At 62.2% G+C, this 14,388-nt stretch carries 12 protein-coding genes; 7 read left to right on the top strand and 5 right to left on the bottom strand.

Going from position 1 to position 14,388, the window contains the following annotated elements; translation table 11 throughout:
* Positions 1-79: 79 nt before the first annotated feature.
* The gene (locus tag GOB93_RS08095) at positions 80-1,594 is read right to left on the bottom strand and encodes an MmgE/PrpD family protein (protein WP_173582994.1); all 1,515 of its coding nucleotides are present in this window, start codon (positions 1,592-1,594) and stop codon (positions 80-82) included.
* Positions 1,595-1,712: 118 nt separating this feature from the next.
* Between GOB93_RS08095 and GOB93_RS08090 the strand changes: the two genes are divergently transcribed.
* Positions 1,713-3,197, top strand: a complete 1,485-nt coding sequence (locus tag GOB93_RS08090; protein WP_173582993.1) for a helix-turn-helix domain-containing protein — start codon at positions 1,713-1,715, stop codon at positions 3,195-3,197.
* A 244-nt stretch (positions 3,198-3,441) separates the two neighbouring features.
* Positions 3,442-5,898 (top strand): TonB-dependent receptor, encoded by a 2,457-nt coding sequence (locus GOB93_RS08085; protein WP_242010626.1) that lies wholly within the window; start codon positions 3,442-3,444, stop codon positions 5,896-5,898.
* 3 nt (positions 5,899-5,901) lie between these two features.
* Here GOB93_RS08085 and GOB93_RS08080 read toward each other — a convergent pair whose 3' ends face one another.
* Positions 5,902-6,822: a LysR family transcriptional regulator gene (locus tag GOB93_RS08080; protein ID WP_173582992.1), complete on the bottom strand. Its 921-nt coding sequence runs from the start codon at positions 6,820-6,822 to the stop codon at positions 5,902-5,904.
* A 161-nt stretch (positions 6,823-6,983) separates the two neighbouring features.
* Here GOB93_RS08080 and GOB93_RS08075 point away from each other — a divergent pair, with 161 nt between their 5' ends.
* The gene (locus GOB93_RS08075; RefSeq protein WP_242010625.1) at positions 6,984-8,168 is read left to right on the top strand and encodes an MFS transporter; all 1,185 of its coding nucleotides are present in this window, start codon (positions 6,984-6,986) and stop codon (positions 8,166-8,168) included.
* Between the two features lie 226 nt (positions 8,169-8,394).
* Here the strand turns inward: GOB93_RS08075 and GOB93_RS08070 are convergent, their stop codons facing one another.
* Positions 8,395-9,057 (bottom strand): hypothetical protein, encoded by a 663-nt coding sequence (locus GOB93_RS08070; protein ID WP_173582990.1) that lies wholly within the window; start codon positions 9,055-9,057, stop codon positions 8,395-8,397.
* Between the two features lie 175 nt (positions 9,058-9,232).
* Here GOB93_RS08070 and GOB93_RS08065 point away from each other — a divergent pair, with 175 nt between their 5' ends.
* Positions 9,233-9,502 carry a hypothetical protein gene (locus GOB93_RS08065; RefSeq protein WP_173582989.1) on the top strand — a complete coding sequence of 90 codons (270 nt, stop codon included), beginning with the start codon at positions 9,233-9,235 and terminating at the stop codon, positions 9,500-9,502.
* Positions 9,503-9,594: 92 nt separating this feature from the next.
* The gene (locus tag GOB93_RS08060) at positions 9,595-10,347 is read left to right on the top strand and encodes a methylenetetrahydrofolate reductase (protein ID WP_173582988.1); all 753 of its coding nucleotides are present in this window, start codon (positions 9,595-9,597) and stop codon (positions 10,345-10,347) included.
* A gap of 116 nt (positions 10,348-10,463) precedes the next feature.
* Here the strand turns inward: GOB93_RS08060 and GOB93_RS08055 are convergent, their stop codons facing one another.
* Both GOB93_RS08055 and GOB93_RS08050 read right to left on the bottom strand, forming a co-directional pair.
* Positions 10,464-11,417: an NADH-ubiquinone oxidoreductase gene (locus GOB93_RS08055; RefSeq protein ID WP_173582987.1), complete on the bottom strand. Its 954-nt coding sequence runs from the start codon at positions 11,415-11,417 to the stop codon at positions 10,464-10,466.
* Positions 11,414-13,048 (bottom strand): 3-demethylubiquinone-9 3-methyltransferase, encoded by a 1,635-nt coding sequence (locus GOB93_RS08050; RefSeq protein WP_173582986.1) that lies wholly within the window; start codon positions 13,046-13,048, stop codon positions 11,414-11,416. Before GOB93_RS08050 ends, GOB93_RS08055 begins: the two co-directional genes overlap by 4 nt.
* Before the next feature lie 333 nt (positions 13,049-13,381).
* Here GOB93_RS08050 and rplM point away from each other — a divergent pair, with 333 nt between their 5' ends.
* Positions 13,382-13,861 (top strand): 50S ribosomal protein L13, encoded by a 480-nt coding sequence (gene rplM / locus GOB93_RS08045; RefSeq protein ID WP_173582985.1) that lies wholly within the window; start codon positions 13,382-13,384, stop codon positions 13,859-13,861.
* Between the two features lie 5 nt (positions 13,862-13,866).
* Positions 13,867-14,358 carry a 30S ribosomal protein S9 gene (gene rpsI / locus GOB93_RS08040; protein ID WP_173582984.1) on the top strand — a complete coding sequence of 164 codons (492 nt, stop codon included), beginning with the start codon at positions 13,867-13,869 and terminating at the stop codon, positions 14,356-14,358.
* Positions 14,359-14,388 lie beyond the last annotated feature (30 nt).

The raw sequence follows: 14,388 nt of genomic DNA, 5'->3' as shown, positions 1-14,388 counted from the left end.
AAACCGAGGTGCAGAAGGCGCGCCTTCTGCCGGAGGATGGGGCAGAGCCCCGTTGCTGTGGCGGCTCTGAACGCTGTGCTTACTGTCCGTATCCGAAGATTCCGGTATTGGAATTTTTCTTCAGTTCACCGGCAGGAAGCGCGATTTCAAGCCCGCACAGTTCCTCCGCCGTCAGCTCAGGCAGACGCTGGACAAGGGCAAGGAAGCGATCGGCCTCTTTCGGATCGATGATCCCTTCCGTCAGCGTGCGGAACTTTCTGATATAATCCGGGCGTGTCCAGGACGTTGCGCCAAGTGGATGAGCATTCGCGACAGCGAGTTCATCGGCGATGACGGAACCATCGTTCATCGTGATGGTGATGCGACCGCCAAAGGCTTTCACAGCCGGATCGGTCGCATGATAACGCTCCGTCCAGGCCGGGTCCTCGATCGTGTGGATTTTCTTCCACAGACGAACGGTGTCCGCGCGATGCGCTCTTTCAGGCGCATAGGATTTCACATGGTGCCAGGAGCCGTCCTGCAGAGCGACCGCGACAATATACATGATCGAGTGATCCAGCGTCTCGCGCGAGGCGTCCGGATCGAATTTCTGCGGATCGTTCGAGCCGGTGCCGATGACGTAATGCGTGTGATGGCTGGTCTCGATCAGAACATCCTTCACGTCGTCCCAGTTTTTCACCTGTTTACCCAGCCGGAAAGCCAGATCGATCAGAGCCTGGCTCTGATATTCCGCCGAATGCTCTTTCGTGTAGCTGTCCAGAATGGCGCGCTTCGGCTCACCGGCTTCCGGAAGACGGACGAAATAGCGCGCGTCTTTCCCATCCAGCATCCATGCGATGACGCCGTCCTCACCTTCATAGATCGGCGCAGGCGACGTTTCGCCGAGCATGGCGCGGTCCACCGCCTCGACCGCCAGCTTGCCCGCATGCGCCGGCGCATACGCTTTCCAGGAGGAAATCTCGCCTTTGCGGCTTTGGCGCGTCGCCGTCGTCACATGCAGCGCATGCTGAATGGACTGCAGGATCGTCTCCGCCGGCAGATCAAGCAGCGTGCCGATCCCGGCGGCGACGGACGGGCCGAGATGAGCGACATGGTCGATCTTGTGGGCATGCAGGCAGATGCCGCGCACAAGGTCGATCTGAATCTCATAGCCCGTGGCGATGCCCCGGATGAGATCTTTTCCGGATCGTCTGCACTGCTGGGCCACCGCGAGGATGGCGGGAATGTTATCGCCGGGATGCGAGTATTCCGCCGCAAGAAAGGTATCGTGGAAATCCAGCTCGCGCACGGCGGTTCCGTTGGCCCAGGCGGCCCATTCGGCATGAACGCGGATATCCGGACCGCAGCCGAAAAGCGTCGCGCCGCCGGGGCGGGCATGGGCAATGGCTTCGGCGCGGGCGGTGGTGACGGTGTGGCGGTTGACGGAGGCGATGGCGACGGAGGCGTTGTCGATGATCCGGTTGATGATCATCTCTGTGACGGCGGGTTCGACGGCGACGGGATCGGCGGCGACCTCCGCGATATACCAGGCGAGCTGCTTCTCGCGGGGAAGGCGGTCTTTTTCCGGATGAACCCTGATTTCGTAAGTCTGCATAGCGATGACGCCCTGTTCCTGAATACAGACCGGAGTATGACGGAGTTTGCGGCGCGGACTATGGTCAGTCGGGCGAATTCGAGCGAGTGTAACGACTGTTTTTGCGAAGGTTGCGAAGATGTCGAAACGTGCGGGAAAGGTGTTTGCGGGCTCCCGGATTCGCGAGCTTCGCAGTCGTGGCGGCCAGACACAGCAGGCGCTGGCGGCTGAGCTTGGACTGTCTCCGAGCTATCTCAATCAGATCGAAAATGACCAGCGGCCCGTTCCGGCACCATTAATGGTAAAACTTTGCAATCTGTTCGGTGTCTCCGCCGCCTGGTTCGGCGACAGCGATGAAATCCGTCAGATTCAGGCGCTTCGCGAGATTCTGGGCGATCCGCTTTTTCGTTCGGCCTCCCTGCGTCCGACGGATCTGCAGGCGGCGATCCGTGCGGCCCCGGCGCTCGCGGAATGTTTCGCGACGCTTTACCATGCGTATCGTGCCGCCCGTCATACCGGACATTCAGGTGCAGAGAGTCGCGTTTTCTCAGAAGCAGCGCGGGGAGCGGCAGGATTGCCTCCGGAAGAGCGGCCGGGTGCGGGACAGGTGCCGGTCGCGCCCTATGACGCCGTGGGTGACTGGGTTCAGCGCGAGAATAACTATTTCGATGAAATCGACCGCTGTGCGGAGGAACTTTACGAATCCGAGATGCTGCGGGAGGGAATTCTGGCCGCCAGTCTGGTGCGGTATCTGAGCGACCGGCATGGCATCCGCGTCGTGACCGATCCGGATCTGGACAGCCGGGCGGTGATCTGGCGTTTCGACCGCCGGGGCCGGCGTCTGCTGATGGCCGACGGCGTTCCGTCCGAAAGCAGCGTGTTCTGCATGGGGCAGGTGATCGGGCGCCTCGACTATGCGCGTCAGCTGGACCGGGCGGTCAGGCGCTCCGGGCTGGCGACGGCGGATGCGCGCGATCTGGCGCGTGTGGGGATGGGGAACTACTTTGCCGGCGCGCTTCTGCTGCCCTACCGCCGTTTCCGGCAGGCCGCCCGTGACCGGAAGCACGATCTCGATCAGCTTCAGCGCCAGTTCGGCGTGAGTTTCGAACAGGTCTGTCACCGCCTTTCGACCATGCAGCGACCGGGCGAGGAAGGCATCCCGTTCTATTTCATCAAAACGGATATTGCGGGCAATATTCTCAAAAGTCACAGCGCAACCCGATTCAGCCTGCCGCGCTTCGGCGGATTATGTTCGCTGTGGAATGTGTTCCGGGCATTTTCCGCCCCAGGACAGCTTCACGTGCAGGTGTCGCGCACGACGGATGACGCGGTGTTCCTGAACGTCGCCCGCACGGTCGGACATGCCGGTGTGTCGTATTTCGATCGCCCCCGCAGTGTCGCTGTCGTTCTGGGTTGTTCGGTCGCGCACGCGCCGGAACTGGTTTATTCAGCCGGGCTGGATCTGTCCGATGAGCGGATGATCATCCCGATCGGACCGGGTTGCCGGGCCTGCATCCGGACAGACTGTCGCCACCGCGCGATCCCGGCGGCCGGATTTCAGATCGATGCCGGCGGCGAGGAGCGCGGTGTTGTGCCTTACCATATGGCGCCCGCGCCGGGCTGACGGATGATGACCCGAAAGACGGCAGGACACTGAAGATCGTCAGCACCCGGCCAGGAGCGGGATGGTTGCCGTAAAGCCACACTGTGCCGGAGAAGGTGCGAATGTTCTCACTTCGGATTGATACGAAACCGGACGTTGTGTAGTTTTTGAGCCGTTGTGTTTCAGACTCCCGGGTATTTCTGAGGGGGGACGCCCGGGATGAAGAGGCACGGGTATTCGGGCATTTCTGCTCCTGGGGGGGGTCATGGCTGCTGTAAATTCGGTTCGTCGCCGGCGCATTCGTATGCGCTCGCTGCTCAGATGTTCGACGGGGCTTGCCTGTGCGGCCAGTCTCGTGTGGGCGGCCTCTTCGGCCTCCGCCGCCACGAAACCGGACACTTCGAAGCAGCCGCATCGTGTCGGTCATCATCCGGCGCAGGCATCCGGTAAGAATGTCCCGATGAAAGGGGCGCCTTCCGCCGTCCGGCATCGTCCGGACCATGTCGAATCGCAGGGCTCCGAGGATGTGACCGTCAGCATTTCCCGCCATGCGCGGGAAGGCGGCGGCGGTATGATGCGGGTGGAAACGGCGCCGCACAACGTCCAGACGATCTCGAAAGCCTATATCAACATGCAGAGCCCGACGAGCACCGTGCTCGATCTGGCGAAGCTTTCGCCCAGCATGAACGCCATCAACGCCGACAGCTCCGGAATGCAGGGCGGCGCGATCGAAATCCGCAGCCTGACGGATCTCGACATGGGCCTGATGCTCAACGGCGCGCCGACGACGAACGCCAATTACATCAACGAGACGGCCGATTCCGAGGATGTCGAGAGCGTCACGGTCACGCCGGGCAGTTCCTCTGTCGATCTGCCGACAACCTCCGCCGCCGCCGGCGTGATGGACGAACGGACCCACACGCCGGACGCAAAGGCCGGCGGGATGATGGATTTCTCGTACGGAAGCAATAATCTTTCCCGCGAATTCGTGCGGCTTGAGAGCGGCGAGATCGGCAATACGGGTGTCCGGAACTATCTGTCCTATTCCCACACGCATGCGCGTTCGTGGATGGGGGCAGGCAGCAACGAACGTCACCATATAGATTACGGACTGCAGAAGAACTGGGATAACGGATCTCAGAACAACTTCTTCATGTCCTGGAACTACGAAGACTTCACGATCGACAATTACCCGACAGCGGCCGAGTTCTACGATTACAAGCATACCGGTAATGGTTACGGCCGCAGTGCCGAACCCTCGAACAGCAATTACTGGAAGAACAATATCGACCACTGGAACCAGCTGTTCATTTCCGCGCCGCAGCATATCGTCATCTCGCGGCGCGTGACCTTCGACCTGACACCCTATTTCAACCTCGGTCGCGGCTGGGATGGCAGTCCGGCCGGTACGTCCACCGCCGCGGACGGCTATGTCAATTATCAGGGGAACGCGGTTGCCGCGGGCACGCCGCTGACATCCTATTACCAGCAGAATGCCGACACCATCGTCGGCGCGACAGCCAAACTTGGCGTCGATATCGACCGGCATAACCATTTCTTCCTTGGTTACTGGTATGAAAACAACGATTCCACCTTCAGCCTTCCGACCAGCCTGACCATGGCGAACGGAGCGAACCCGAGCCCGAACGCGCAGGCCTATCGCCTCTTCACGGTCGGCGCGAACGGATCGCTTCTGCCGGCGAACACCACAATTGACGGTGGTTATGAAATCCACTCCCTGTTCATCGGCGATACGGCGAAATACCTGAACGACAAACTGGTCGTCGACGCCGGCTTCAAATACGCGATGACGAATTACTGGGAAAAGACGAACTTCAACTCCGGAAGCGGCGGCGTCAGCGGTAAGAGCCGTCTCAGCGAAAACAGCACGGCGCCTCTGCCGCATCTGTCGATCGCGTACCGGTTCAATGACCAGCACCAGATCTACGTGAACGCGGAGGGCGATTTCCGCCAGCCCGATCCGACGAGCCTTGTCGGCAACAGCTCCGGACAGCTGCAGAAGAACCAGTATTCCATCAAGGAAGAAATCGGCTACCGGTATAACGGACCGATCGTGATCGCCGATCTGTCATTCTTCAACTACGCCATCACCAACCGCCTGCTGACCACCTATGTCGGCGCGAACCAGACCGGCCTGATCAATGCCGGTAACCAGACGGCGCGTGGTTTCGATCTCCAGTTCAGCACGCATCCGTGGCATCACTGGGCGCCGTTCTTCGGCTTCGAGTATCTCGATGCGCATATGGACTCGAACGTCCCGTATTCCTACGAAAACGCAGCCGGCCAGACGGTCAACACCTACATGCACACCAAAGGCAAGCAGGCCGTCATGGCGCCGAAAGTGTCCGCGTCGTTCAACCTTGCCTACGATGACAGCCATTTCTTCGGCAATGTCGGCATTAAGTATATCGGCCCGCAGTCGGTCACCATGGTTGGCGATGAGCGGATGCCCGGCTTCGTGTCGGACAGCATCGCAATCGGCTATCACTTCAGACCGTTCGGCTTCCTCAAATCCCCGACCTTCCGCCTGAACTTCAACAACATCACAGGCTCGATCGTGCGGACCCTGCCGAAAGGCATCGCCACCAACCTGAACCCGACAATGCTGCTTGACGGCACCATGTCAGCGGCAGGAAGCGGTGCGCAGTTCTATGTGATGCCACGCTTCAACATGACGGGCACTGTCTCGACATCGTTCTGACTCTCATGAAGGCGGGAGAGCGCCGGCCCTGCTCTCCCGTTCCATCAGGCCGAACAGATTATCCACGATCACCGATGATTTTCCCGCCGCCGCCGCCAGTCCAAGGCTGGCCAGCGGCGCCGGAGGCCGGATCGGGCGATAAACCACACCAGCCAGATGCAGCTGTGTGATGGATTCCGGCACGACCGAAACACCAAGTCCTGCCGCAACCAGATTCACCACCGAAGAAATCTGTGGCGCTTCCTGCACGACCGTCGGTTCAAAACCGGCTTCCCGGCAGGCGGAAAGAATAGCATCGAACAGGCTCAGCCCGACAGCGCGTTCAAACAGGACAAATGGTTCCTTTGCAAGTAATGCCAGGGGAATACTGTCCCGGCTGTCAGCGCCCCTCACGAGGGGATGGCCGGCGGGAAGCACGGCGCGCATCGGCTCGCCGGAGAGGCGCAGCAGGCGTGTCTCATGCGGGTCGGCTGGCCCGGGGCGGATAAAAACGGCATCCGCCCGATCCTCGTGCAGGCGGCCGATCAGCTCCCGCGAGTTTCCCTCGTCGATCTGGAGGACCACGTCGGGCCAGAGGCGCCGAAAGCGCCGGATGGTGTCGCTGACCAGCGGATGCAGCGCGACGGAGGAAGCGTAGCCGAGGCGCAGGCGCCCGATCTGTCCCTGCTGAGCGAGCACGGCATTCATACGGGCGCGTTGCGCGGTTTCCAGGACGGAGCGGGCCTCACTGAGAAAGACGATGCCGGCGGGCGTGAGTTCGGCGCCCTGAGGGCGTCTGAGGAAGAGGGTGACGCCGAGTTCACGCTCCAGATCGCGGATCTGCTGGCTCAGCGGCGGCTGACCGATGCCAAGCCGGGCGGCGGCGCGGGTGAAGTTCCGCTCGTCGGCCACGGCGACGAAGTAACGGAGATGCCGCAGTTCCATTTCTGGTATCTCCGGAAGATATCGCAACGGGATATATTATATATTGGACAGATAGTCTCTGACAGAGCTAGCTCCGCGTTATGCGTATCAGCGCCGCCCTTGCAGACCGGACGCCGGCCCGTCCGGTGAGTCCTCCTGTGCCGTCTCACGGGACACCGCGCATGACGCGGGCCATGCCGGAATATCGTCGCGCCAGCCTGGCGCTGTTTCTGTCCGGCTTCGCGACATTCTCGCTGCTTTACTGCGTGCAGCCGCTTCTGCCCGTGTTCTCGGACGCGTTCGGGATCACACCCGCCTCCAGTTCGCTGTCCCTGTCGGTTTCGACGATCAGCCTTGCCATCGCCATTCTGTTCGCGGCGCCGCTGGCGGAACGGTTCGGGCGCCGCGAGCTGATATTCGCGGCACTGCTGGCGTCTTCCGTGCTCAATATCGCAGCCGGAATCGCGCCGGACTGGACGGTGATGCTGGTGCTGCGTGCGCTGGAGGGAGCCACGCTGGGCGGCGTTCCGGCAGTGGCCATGACCTATCTCGCGGAGGAGATCGAACCGGCGGAACTCGCGGCGGCGATGGGGCTCTACATCGCCGGCAACGCGCTGGGCGGCATGATCGGGCGGATCGGTTGCGGGGTTCTGACCGAGTATGTCGGCTGGCGGGCCGCAATGGGCCTGATGGGCGCGGTGGATCTGGCTGCGGCGGTGGCGTTCATTGTGCTGCTGCCCCGCTCCCGGCATTTCCTGCCGCGCGGGAGACTGGGCGCGCGCTATCATATGACGGCCTGGGCGAACCATCTGTTCCGCTCGGCGCTGCCGGCGGTGTATCTGACCGGCGCGCTGCTGATGGGAGCGTTTGTCACTATCTTCAATTACGCGGGATACCGGCTGACCGCGCCGCCGTTTGATTTCAGCCAGACCCAGCAGGGACTTCTGTTTTCGGTCTATATTTTCGGAGTCGGGGCATCGTCACTGGCGGGAATTCTGTCGGACAGGATCGGACGGCAGCGTGTGCTTCCGGCCGGGATCGTCACGATGATGACCGGGATTCTACTGACCATGACCGCCTCCGTGCCGGTGATCGTCATCGGGATCTCGCTGCTGACGATCGGGTTTTTCGCGTCTCATGCCGTCGCCAGCGGCTGGGTCGGACGTCTGGCGAAGACGGATCGTGGACACGCCTCGTCGCTTTATCTGCTCTGTTATTACATGGGGGCGGGCATCGCGGGTTCAGCGGGTGGCTGGTTCTGGAGCTCATGGCGCTGGCCGGGAATTACAGGCTTCACGCTGGCGATGCTGACGGTTGCGATGGGTGCCGCTCTGTGGCTTGCAGAGCGGGTGCGACGGGCGGCGTAAGATTCGTCTCACAGGCCTGGGAAATATAACGGAACAGGCTGTTTTCTCAGGTGATTTAGTAGTTGCGGGGCAGGAGGCTGAGCAGGGCGCTGCCCTGCACCCGGAAGGGGGCGCGGCCCCCTTCACCCCTTTTGCCTAACAAAACCGGGATTAAAGGGACCCGTCCCTTTGTGGGGCTCGGGGCAAAACTCCGAAACCAGCTTCACACCCGCCCCACAAGACGGAATCAGAGCCTGTCTGACCGGTCCGCATCAGGCTTCAGAGCGGCCGGGCCACGGTCGACAGCCGGGATCAGGTCCGGATGCCGCGTTGCTCCGGAAGGCGCTGCCATCTCAGGGATGTTACGCCCCGACATGATCTTCCCGCAGCGATCCGCGCTTCCGGTAGCGGATACGTGGACGACCGGCGCGGCATTGCCGTTTTGCGACTGCGTGACGGTCTGCGCGCAGGTTGCGCCGTTACCGCTCCAGCTGACCATGGTGACGGACTGATAAACGCTGCCACCGGGAGCGGCACGGCCATGCACTGAATTCACATCAAGAGCATGCGTCGCGGCGGCGGCCTGATTCACTGATCCCTGCTTCATCAGGGCGATCATTTGCTTCTGCTCTTCTTCCATAGCAGCCATCTGACGCGCCATCATGCGGTCAAGCGCCTCAAAACCCGCCACAGGAGAGGCGAAGCCGGATGGAAGAGCCGCAGCACCCGGCGTTTTCAGCAGAACGCCGACAGGACGGCCCTGACTGTCGACCACCTGAATGACGGCCTGTGCCCGCGCCGGAGCAGGCAGTGCGGCACCGCCGGCCAGAGCGGCCGTCAGAAGGCCTGCCGCGATGGCGCCTGATTTAAGAGGCAATGCCGCTTTCACGATCTTTCCGAAGAAACGCATCTTCCTAATCCTCCGTCAGGAAAATCTGTCTTTACGCGTCGTAAACCAACACTGGTTGCCAATGTGTTTATTCATCGCCGGTTACGCAAGCGTCTTTTACGTGTGTCCGGGCGTGGAACCCTCTATATCTGTAACACGTTGTATCTTCGTATAACGGCAAACAGGAGAAGGGGTGATGTCCGGCGTTATCACGTATTTCCAGCTTATGGCCTGGCAACAGCATCTCGGGCGGGATCTTATGCCACCGTCAGGTCGTGATGATCCGGACAGACCTGCTCAAAGGCGCCTGTCATCCAAGAATGTCGTGGTTCCCCTCCGGTCGGGCATTGTCGTTCCCCTTTCCGCCGCCCCCCTGACCGGAAGCGAACAGGTCAGGCCCGGCCCGTTCAGACGGTTTTTCGCACGGCTGACCGGTCTTTCCGGACCCGGCGAACTTCCGGTCTGATATAACCGGCGCTCTGATATAACGGGCGTTCCGCCGTTCCGGCTGATGCGCTAGACTTCGCGCATGATAACGATTTCACAGTGTGGCGCATCATGAGCCGTGTTTCCGTAGAACTCGTCGCCCGTGACGAGGAGACGATCCGGCGCGAGGCCGCCGAACTGCGTGACTGCCTGCCCGCCGTCAGCATGATCAATATCCCTGATATTATACGTTTCGATCTGCGCAGCTGGGAGGCCGCGCGAATGGTCGCCGGTCAGTTCAGTTCCGTCGTTCCGCATATCCGCGCCATCGATATTGACCCGAACGGACCGCTTCCGGGTCTCGATGTGCCGGGACTGACCGAAATTCTCGTGATTCAGGGCGACCCCCCGGCGGATCTGGGACACCGCACCTGGCCAAACACGTCGGAAAGTGTGATCCGGCGCTATCGGCGGGAAGCACCGCATCTCGCTGTTTATGCGGCTTTCGATCCCTATCGTCGGGCGCCCTACAGGGAGCTTGAAGACGTGGCGCGAAAGAAGGATGCGGGAGCCTGCGGATTTTTCACGCAGCCCGTCTTCGACAGCCGGATGCTGGATCTCTGCCGGGACTGGCTTCGGGACGAGACAGTTTTCTGGGGGTTCTCGCCGGTGATCGGCCCGAAGTCACGTTCGTACTGGGAGACGACCAATCACATCGTTTTTCCACGTGATTTTGAGCCGACCCTGGACGCCAATATCGCGTTCGCCGAGCGGGCTGTCCGCGAGATCCGTGAAGAGGGCGGAAATGTCTATCTGATGCCGGTGCGGATCAGGCTGGCGAGTTATCTTGCACCACTGGCCGGGGTGCTGGGGCAAAAAGCATAACAGGCGGCCCGATAGATGCCTCTGGATAAAAAACTAAGTAAATCATCAGAAATATCCAGAGCATTTCGCCATCCGGATTCCCCGGAACGCACCCCGCGTCTTTCCGAAAAATCCGCTTAACGCCCCTTCTGCTCGGAGGCATTTCCCCGAAACAGCCGCATCAGCCCCGCTTCCAGAGAAATCGGCATCACACCGAGAGTGTCCACCATCGGAGTGATGCTGAACGCCTTGTCCTCCAGCAGCCGGCGAATTTCCGCCGGACCGATATCGGGCAGACCGGGAATGACCCGGGTGAGCGTGGCTGCCGCGATCAGCGGCGCGACAGGAACGGACATGACGGGACGGATCGCAAGACCGGCGGCCCGTGCAACCAGATGCACGAAATCCCGGTAGGCGACGGGGGCAGCGCCGGCGATGACGAGGCTGTGCGGGCCGTCCCATGGTTTGCCGATCGCGGCAAGAAGGCTGGCTGTCACGTCGCTCTGATGGATCGGCTGGACGAGCGCGCGACCCCCGCCGGGCAGGGGAACAACCGGCAGCCGGCGCAGGAGCGCGGCAAGGCGCCGGACATTGTTTTCGCCCTCAGCGCCGTAAATCATCGTCGGATGCAGGATGACGCCGTTGCGCCCCGATGTCAGCAAAGCGTGTTCGCCCTGAAGCACGCCGTTTCCATGCGCGTCCGGCCAGCGGGTGAATTTGCGGGTGCTGCCCAGCGCGATCAGGGTCGCACGGGCCGGAGCCGCGACCAGCACTGCGGGAATATTGCGCGCATGAGTCGTGCAGACGACGACCGAGGCGTCCTCAAGTGCGCCGCGCAGCCCGGACACCGGCCCCGCAAGGTCCGCGAGACGTGGTTCGGCGAGAACACCGTTTTCCGGTGCCTGCCCGCCAGATGCAAGACCATCAGAGATAAGACCGGCCGGGGAAAGACCCGCCCGGGTGAGACCCGCCTGGTAACGGTCGCGATCGCGGATGACGGGCACGACATTCCTGCCGCTGGCCAGCAGAGCGCGGCAGAGCGCCGCGCCCGACCGTCCGCCGGCGCCGATGACATGAACGGTCGCTGTCACGGGTGCGAAGGGCCTGGGGCCTGTGACGGAGCAGGCGTCGGAACGGGCGCCGGAACCGGCGCGGCGGAAGGTTTGTCAGGCGCAGGAGCGGAAGGCTGCGCGGGAGACGCGCCGGGCAGAGGCTGGTTCGGCGGCGGCGCTTTGAGGATATCAGGATCGACCGGCTCGTCCGTCGTCATGTCGGGATCAGGCGCGGGCCCCGGTGTTCCGGCGGCCGCCCCCGGCGCGCGCAGGGTCAGACCGATCACTCCGGCGAAGCCCTGGCGGGTCGCCATCGACAGAAGCGAAATGACCGCCGGCAGCGGCATGGGCTGCGGAGGAGCGATCGTGGCTATGAGCGGGCCGGAATCCGGACTGACGATATAATTGCCGAGCTGGGCGCCGACGCTGTCCGGCGGCGTGCCCGGTGGCGCGAAAGAGCGCTGCAGGAGCGGGACATAGGCGTCCGGATCGACGCCCTGGGCGATAGCCGAGTTCTTCAGGATGCGACCGACGAGACCGCCGTCCCGCCAAGTGATATCCAGATGGGTGACGTTCGGGGGCGGCGTGCTTCCGGTCAGCACGTCTTCAGTCGAGCCCGGAACATTGACCAGATCGCCGGACAGATCGAGACGACCAAACCCCGGAGCGTTGAGGTCGAACTGCGACACATGCATGGCTCCGGCGCTGCGATCCATCAGACCGGTCAGCACGACGGAGGAATCGAACCGGCTGTAGCCCAGCGTCTGGAGGATCTGCAGCTGCGGGCCGGAGGGCCAGATGCGGAAATGCGTGAGGCTGACGGCAAGCTGGCTTTTCTGATCCGAGATGTTGCTGAAGCTCGTCAGGCGCTCGATGCCGAAAATGGGAACGACCGGGCTGCCGGGATTGCCGACCACACCGCTGAGCGAGAATTTATCGAGCCGGATATTCTCCGTGCCGTCCCGCTCGGGTACGGCTTCGCCATGCAGACGCCCGAGGATGCGGGAAGCGAGGTCACTGCCATCCAGAGAGAAGCGGTCGGCGGCGACGGTGCGGGCCGGGTGGGCGTCGCCTTTCAGAGCGAACTGCTGCACGACCAGCCGGGAAGGGCGGCCGATCCCGTACTGATCCAGCGTCGCGGAACCGGCCGTGAGGGTAATCTGCATCTGTGGCGCATGAGCAGAGAGACCGGCGAGTTCCCCGTGATCAATCGCCAGAGCGGCGGTCTGGCTGGAATCGCCGGGCAGGGTGAGGCCATCCAGAGCCAGACGCCGGATATCGACGTCGCCTGACGCGACGTTCACATGCAGCGTATGGGCAAGCACGTGATCGAACTGAAGCAGAGGCCTGCCCGGATGATCCGCCGCTGCGGCTTTCTGATGGGCGCCGACGAGTTCCAGGGCCGCCGCCGTGATGGTGCCCATCGGCTGCTTAAGCGTCACATCCATCAGCCGCGCACCATGACTGACCGGCATAGCGACGGCGCGGCGCCAGGTGAATTCCGTGCCTGGCGGCAGCTGGCTGCGCAGCTGTGTGAGCTGCGCCGTCAGTTCGTCATCCGCTTTCCTGTGCATCCAGACCCAGCCGGCTCCTCCGAGACCAATAAGGGCCGTGGCTGACAGAAGGGCGGTGATCAGGAGTCTGGTGTTCAGGACTTTGCGGCTGGTCATATGGGTGCGGGTCTCTCGGATCGGTGATCGTCCGTCTTTCCTAACAGGAACAGGGCGGAGGAGCACCATGCCAGTGTAAGGCGCCAGAATGCGGTGCCCATATGCGGCGCAATTTTTCCCTGTGTTTTTCAGGCGTTTCGCCGAGCGCCGGGAGAGGCATTTCCGCACGGCGAAAAATTGCGGTAATATGTTACCGTAGCAAAAACGACAGAAAAAATGGCAAAAAACGTCAGAACCCCGTGTTTAAGGTGCGATTGCGCTTGACGTTCCTCACCCGGATGAGCATAAGGCGCCACCCAAACCGCTCAAGATTTCTGGACGGACTGAAGAGAAATGAAGACCACGCTCTCGCTTAAACCGGCGGAGGTGACGAAGAACTGGATCCTGATCGACGCCGAAGGCATCGTTCTTGGCCGCCTCGCCACCATCATCGCCCAGCGCCTCCGCGGCAAGCACAAGCCGCAGTTTACTCCGCATGTCGATTGCGGCGACCACGTCGTCGTCGTCAACGCGGAGAAGATCAAGCTGACCGGCAACAAGGTCGGCCAGAAGCTGTTCCATTACCACACCGGCTATCCGGGCGGCATCAAGGAGCGCACGATCACCCAGCGCCTCACGGGCAAGAACCCGGGCGAAGTGGTCGAGAAGGCTGTCGAGCGTATGATCACGCGCGGCCCGCTGCAGCGCGCCCAGATGCGTAACCTGCATGTCTATGCCGGCCCGGCTCACCCGCATGACGGGCAGGCTCCGGTGAAACTGGATGTCGCGGCCATGAACCGTAAAAACACCGCCATCGCGAAGAGTGGGGTCTGATAACCATGTCTGAAACCCTGGAACGCACAGGCACACTGGCTGACCTGAAAGACGTCGCCCCGGCGACTCTGGCTCCGGAAGCGCCTGTCTATGAAGTAAAGCGCGACGCGCAGGGCCGCTCCTATGCGACAGGCCGTCGTAAGGAATCGGTCGCCCGCGTGTGGATCAAGCCCGGCAAAGGCGACATCAGCGTGAACGGCCGTCCGGTCGGCACCTATTTCGCCCGCCCGGTTCTGCGCATGCTGCTGACCCAGCCTTTCCTCGTGGCTGACCGCTACAACCAGTTCGACGTCGTCTGCACGGTGACGGGCGGCGGTCTGTCCGGTCAGGCCGGTGCGGTTCGTCACGGCATCAGCCGCGCGCTGACGCATTACGAGCCGGGCCTGCGCAGCATCCTGAAGGCAGCCGGGTTCCTGACCCGTGACTCCCGTCAGGTCGAGCGTAAGAAATACGGTAAGGCCAAGGCCCGTCGTTCGTTCCAGTTCAGCAAGCGCTGAGTCCGGAACGCCTGCTCCCTCCAGAGCCGG

Origin of the sequence: Acetobacter musti, from assembly GCF_011516835.1 — a bacterium.
GTDB lineage: Bacteria > Pseudomonadota > Alphaproteobacteria > Acetobacterales > Acetobacteraceae > Acetobacter > Acetobacter musti.
Note: the sequence above shows the minus strand (reverse complement) of the source record. Positions and strands in the feature narration are given on the sequence as shown.

What these genes read in the sequence shown, in the direction of transcription:
- GOB93_RS08095 (WP_173582994.1), bottom strand. Translation starts at nt 1,594, where the DNA reads ATGCAGACTTACGAAATCAGGGTTCATCCGGAAAAAGACCGCCTTCCC.
- GOB93_RS08090 (WP_173582993.1), top strand. Translation starts at nt 1,713, where the DNA reads ATGTCGAAACGTGCGGGAAAGGTGTTTGCGGGCTCCCGGATTCGCGAG.
- GOB93_RS08075 (WP_242010625.1), top strand. Translation starts at nt 6,984, where the DNA reads ATGACGCGGGCCATGCCGGAATATCGTCGCGCCAGCCTGGCGCTGTTT.
- GOB93_RS08070 (WP_173582990.1), bottom strand. Translation starts at nt 9,057, where the DNA reads ATGCGTTTCTTCGGAAAGATCGTGAAAGCGGCATTGCCTCTTAAATCA.
- GOB93_RS08065 (WP_173582989.1), top strand. Translation starts at nt 9,233, where the DNA reads ATGTCCGGCGTTATCACGTATTTCCAGCTTATGGCCTGGCAACAGCAT.
- rpsI (WP_173582984.1), top strand. Translation starts at nt 13,867, where the DNA reads ATGTCTGAAACCCTGGAACGCACAGGCACACTGGCTGACCTGAAAGAC.
- GOB93_RS08085 (WP_242010626.1), top strand. Translation starts at nt 3,442, where the DNA reads ATGGCTGCTGTAAATTCGGTTCGTCGCCGGCGCATTCGTATGCGCTCG.
- GOB93_RS08050 (WP_173582986.1), bottom strand. Translation starts at nt 13,048, where the DNA reads ATGACCAGCCGCAAAGTCCTGAACACCAGACTCCTGATCACCGCCCTT.
- GOB93_RS08080 (WP_173582992.1), bottom strand. Translation starts at nt 6,822, where the DNA reads ATGGAACTGCGGCATCTCCGTTACTTCGTCGCCGTGGCCGACGAGCGG.
- rplM (WP_173582985.1), top strand. Translation starts at nt 13,382, where the DNA reads ATGAAGACCACGCTCTCGCTTAAACCGGCGGAGGTGACGAAGAACTGG.
- GOB93_RS08060 (WP_173582988.1), top strand. Translation starts at nt 9,595, where the DNA reads ATGAGCCGTGTTTCCGTAGAACTCGTCGCCCGTGACGAGGAGACGATC.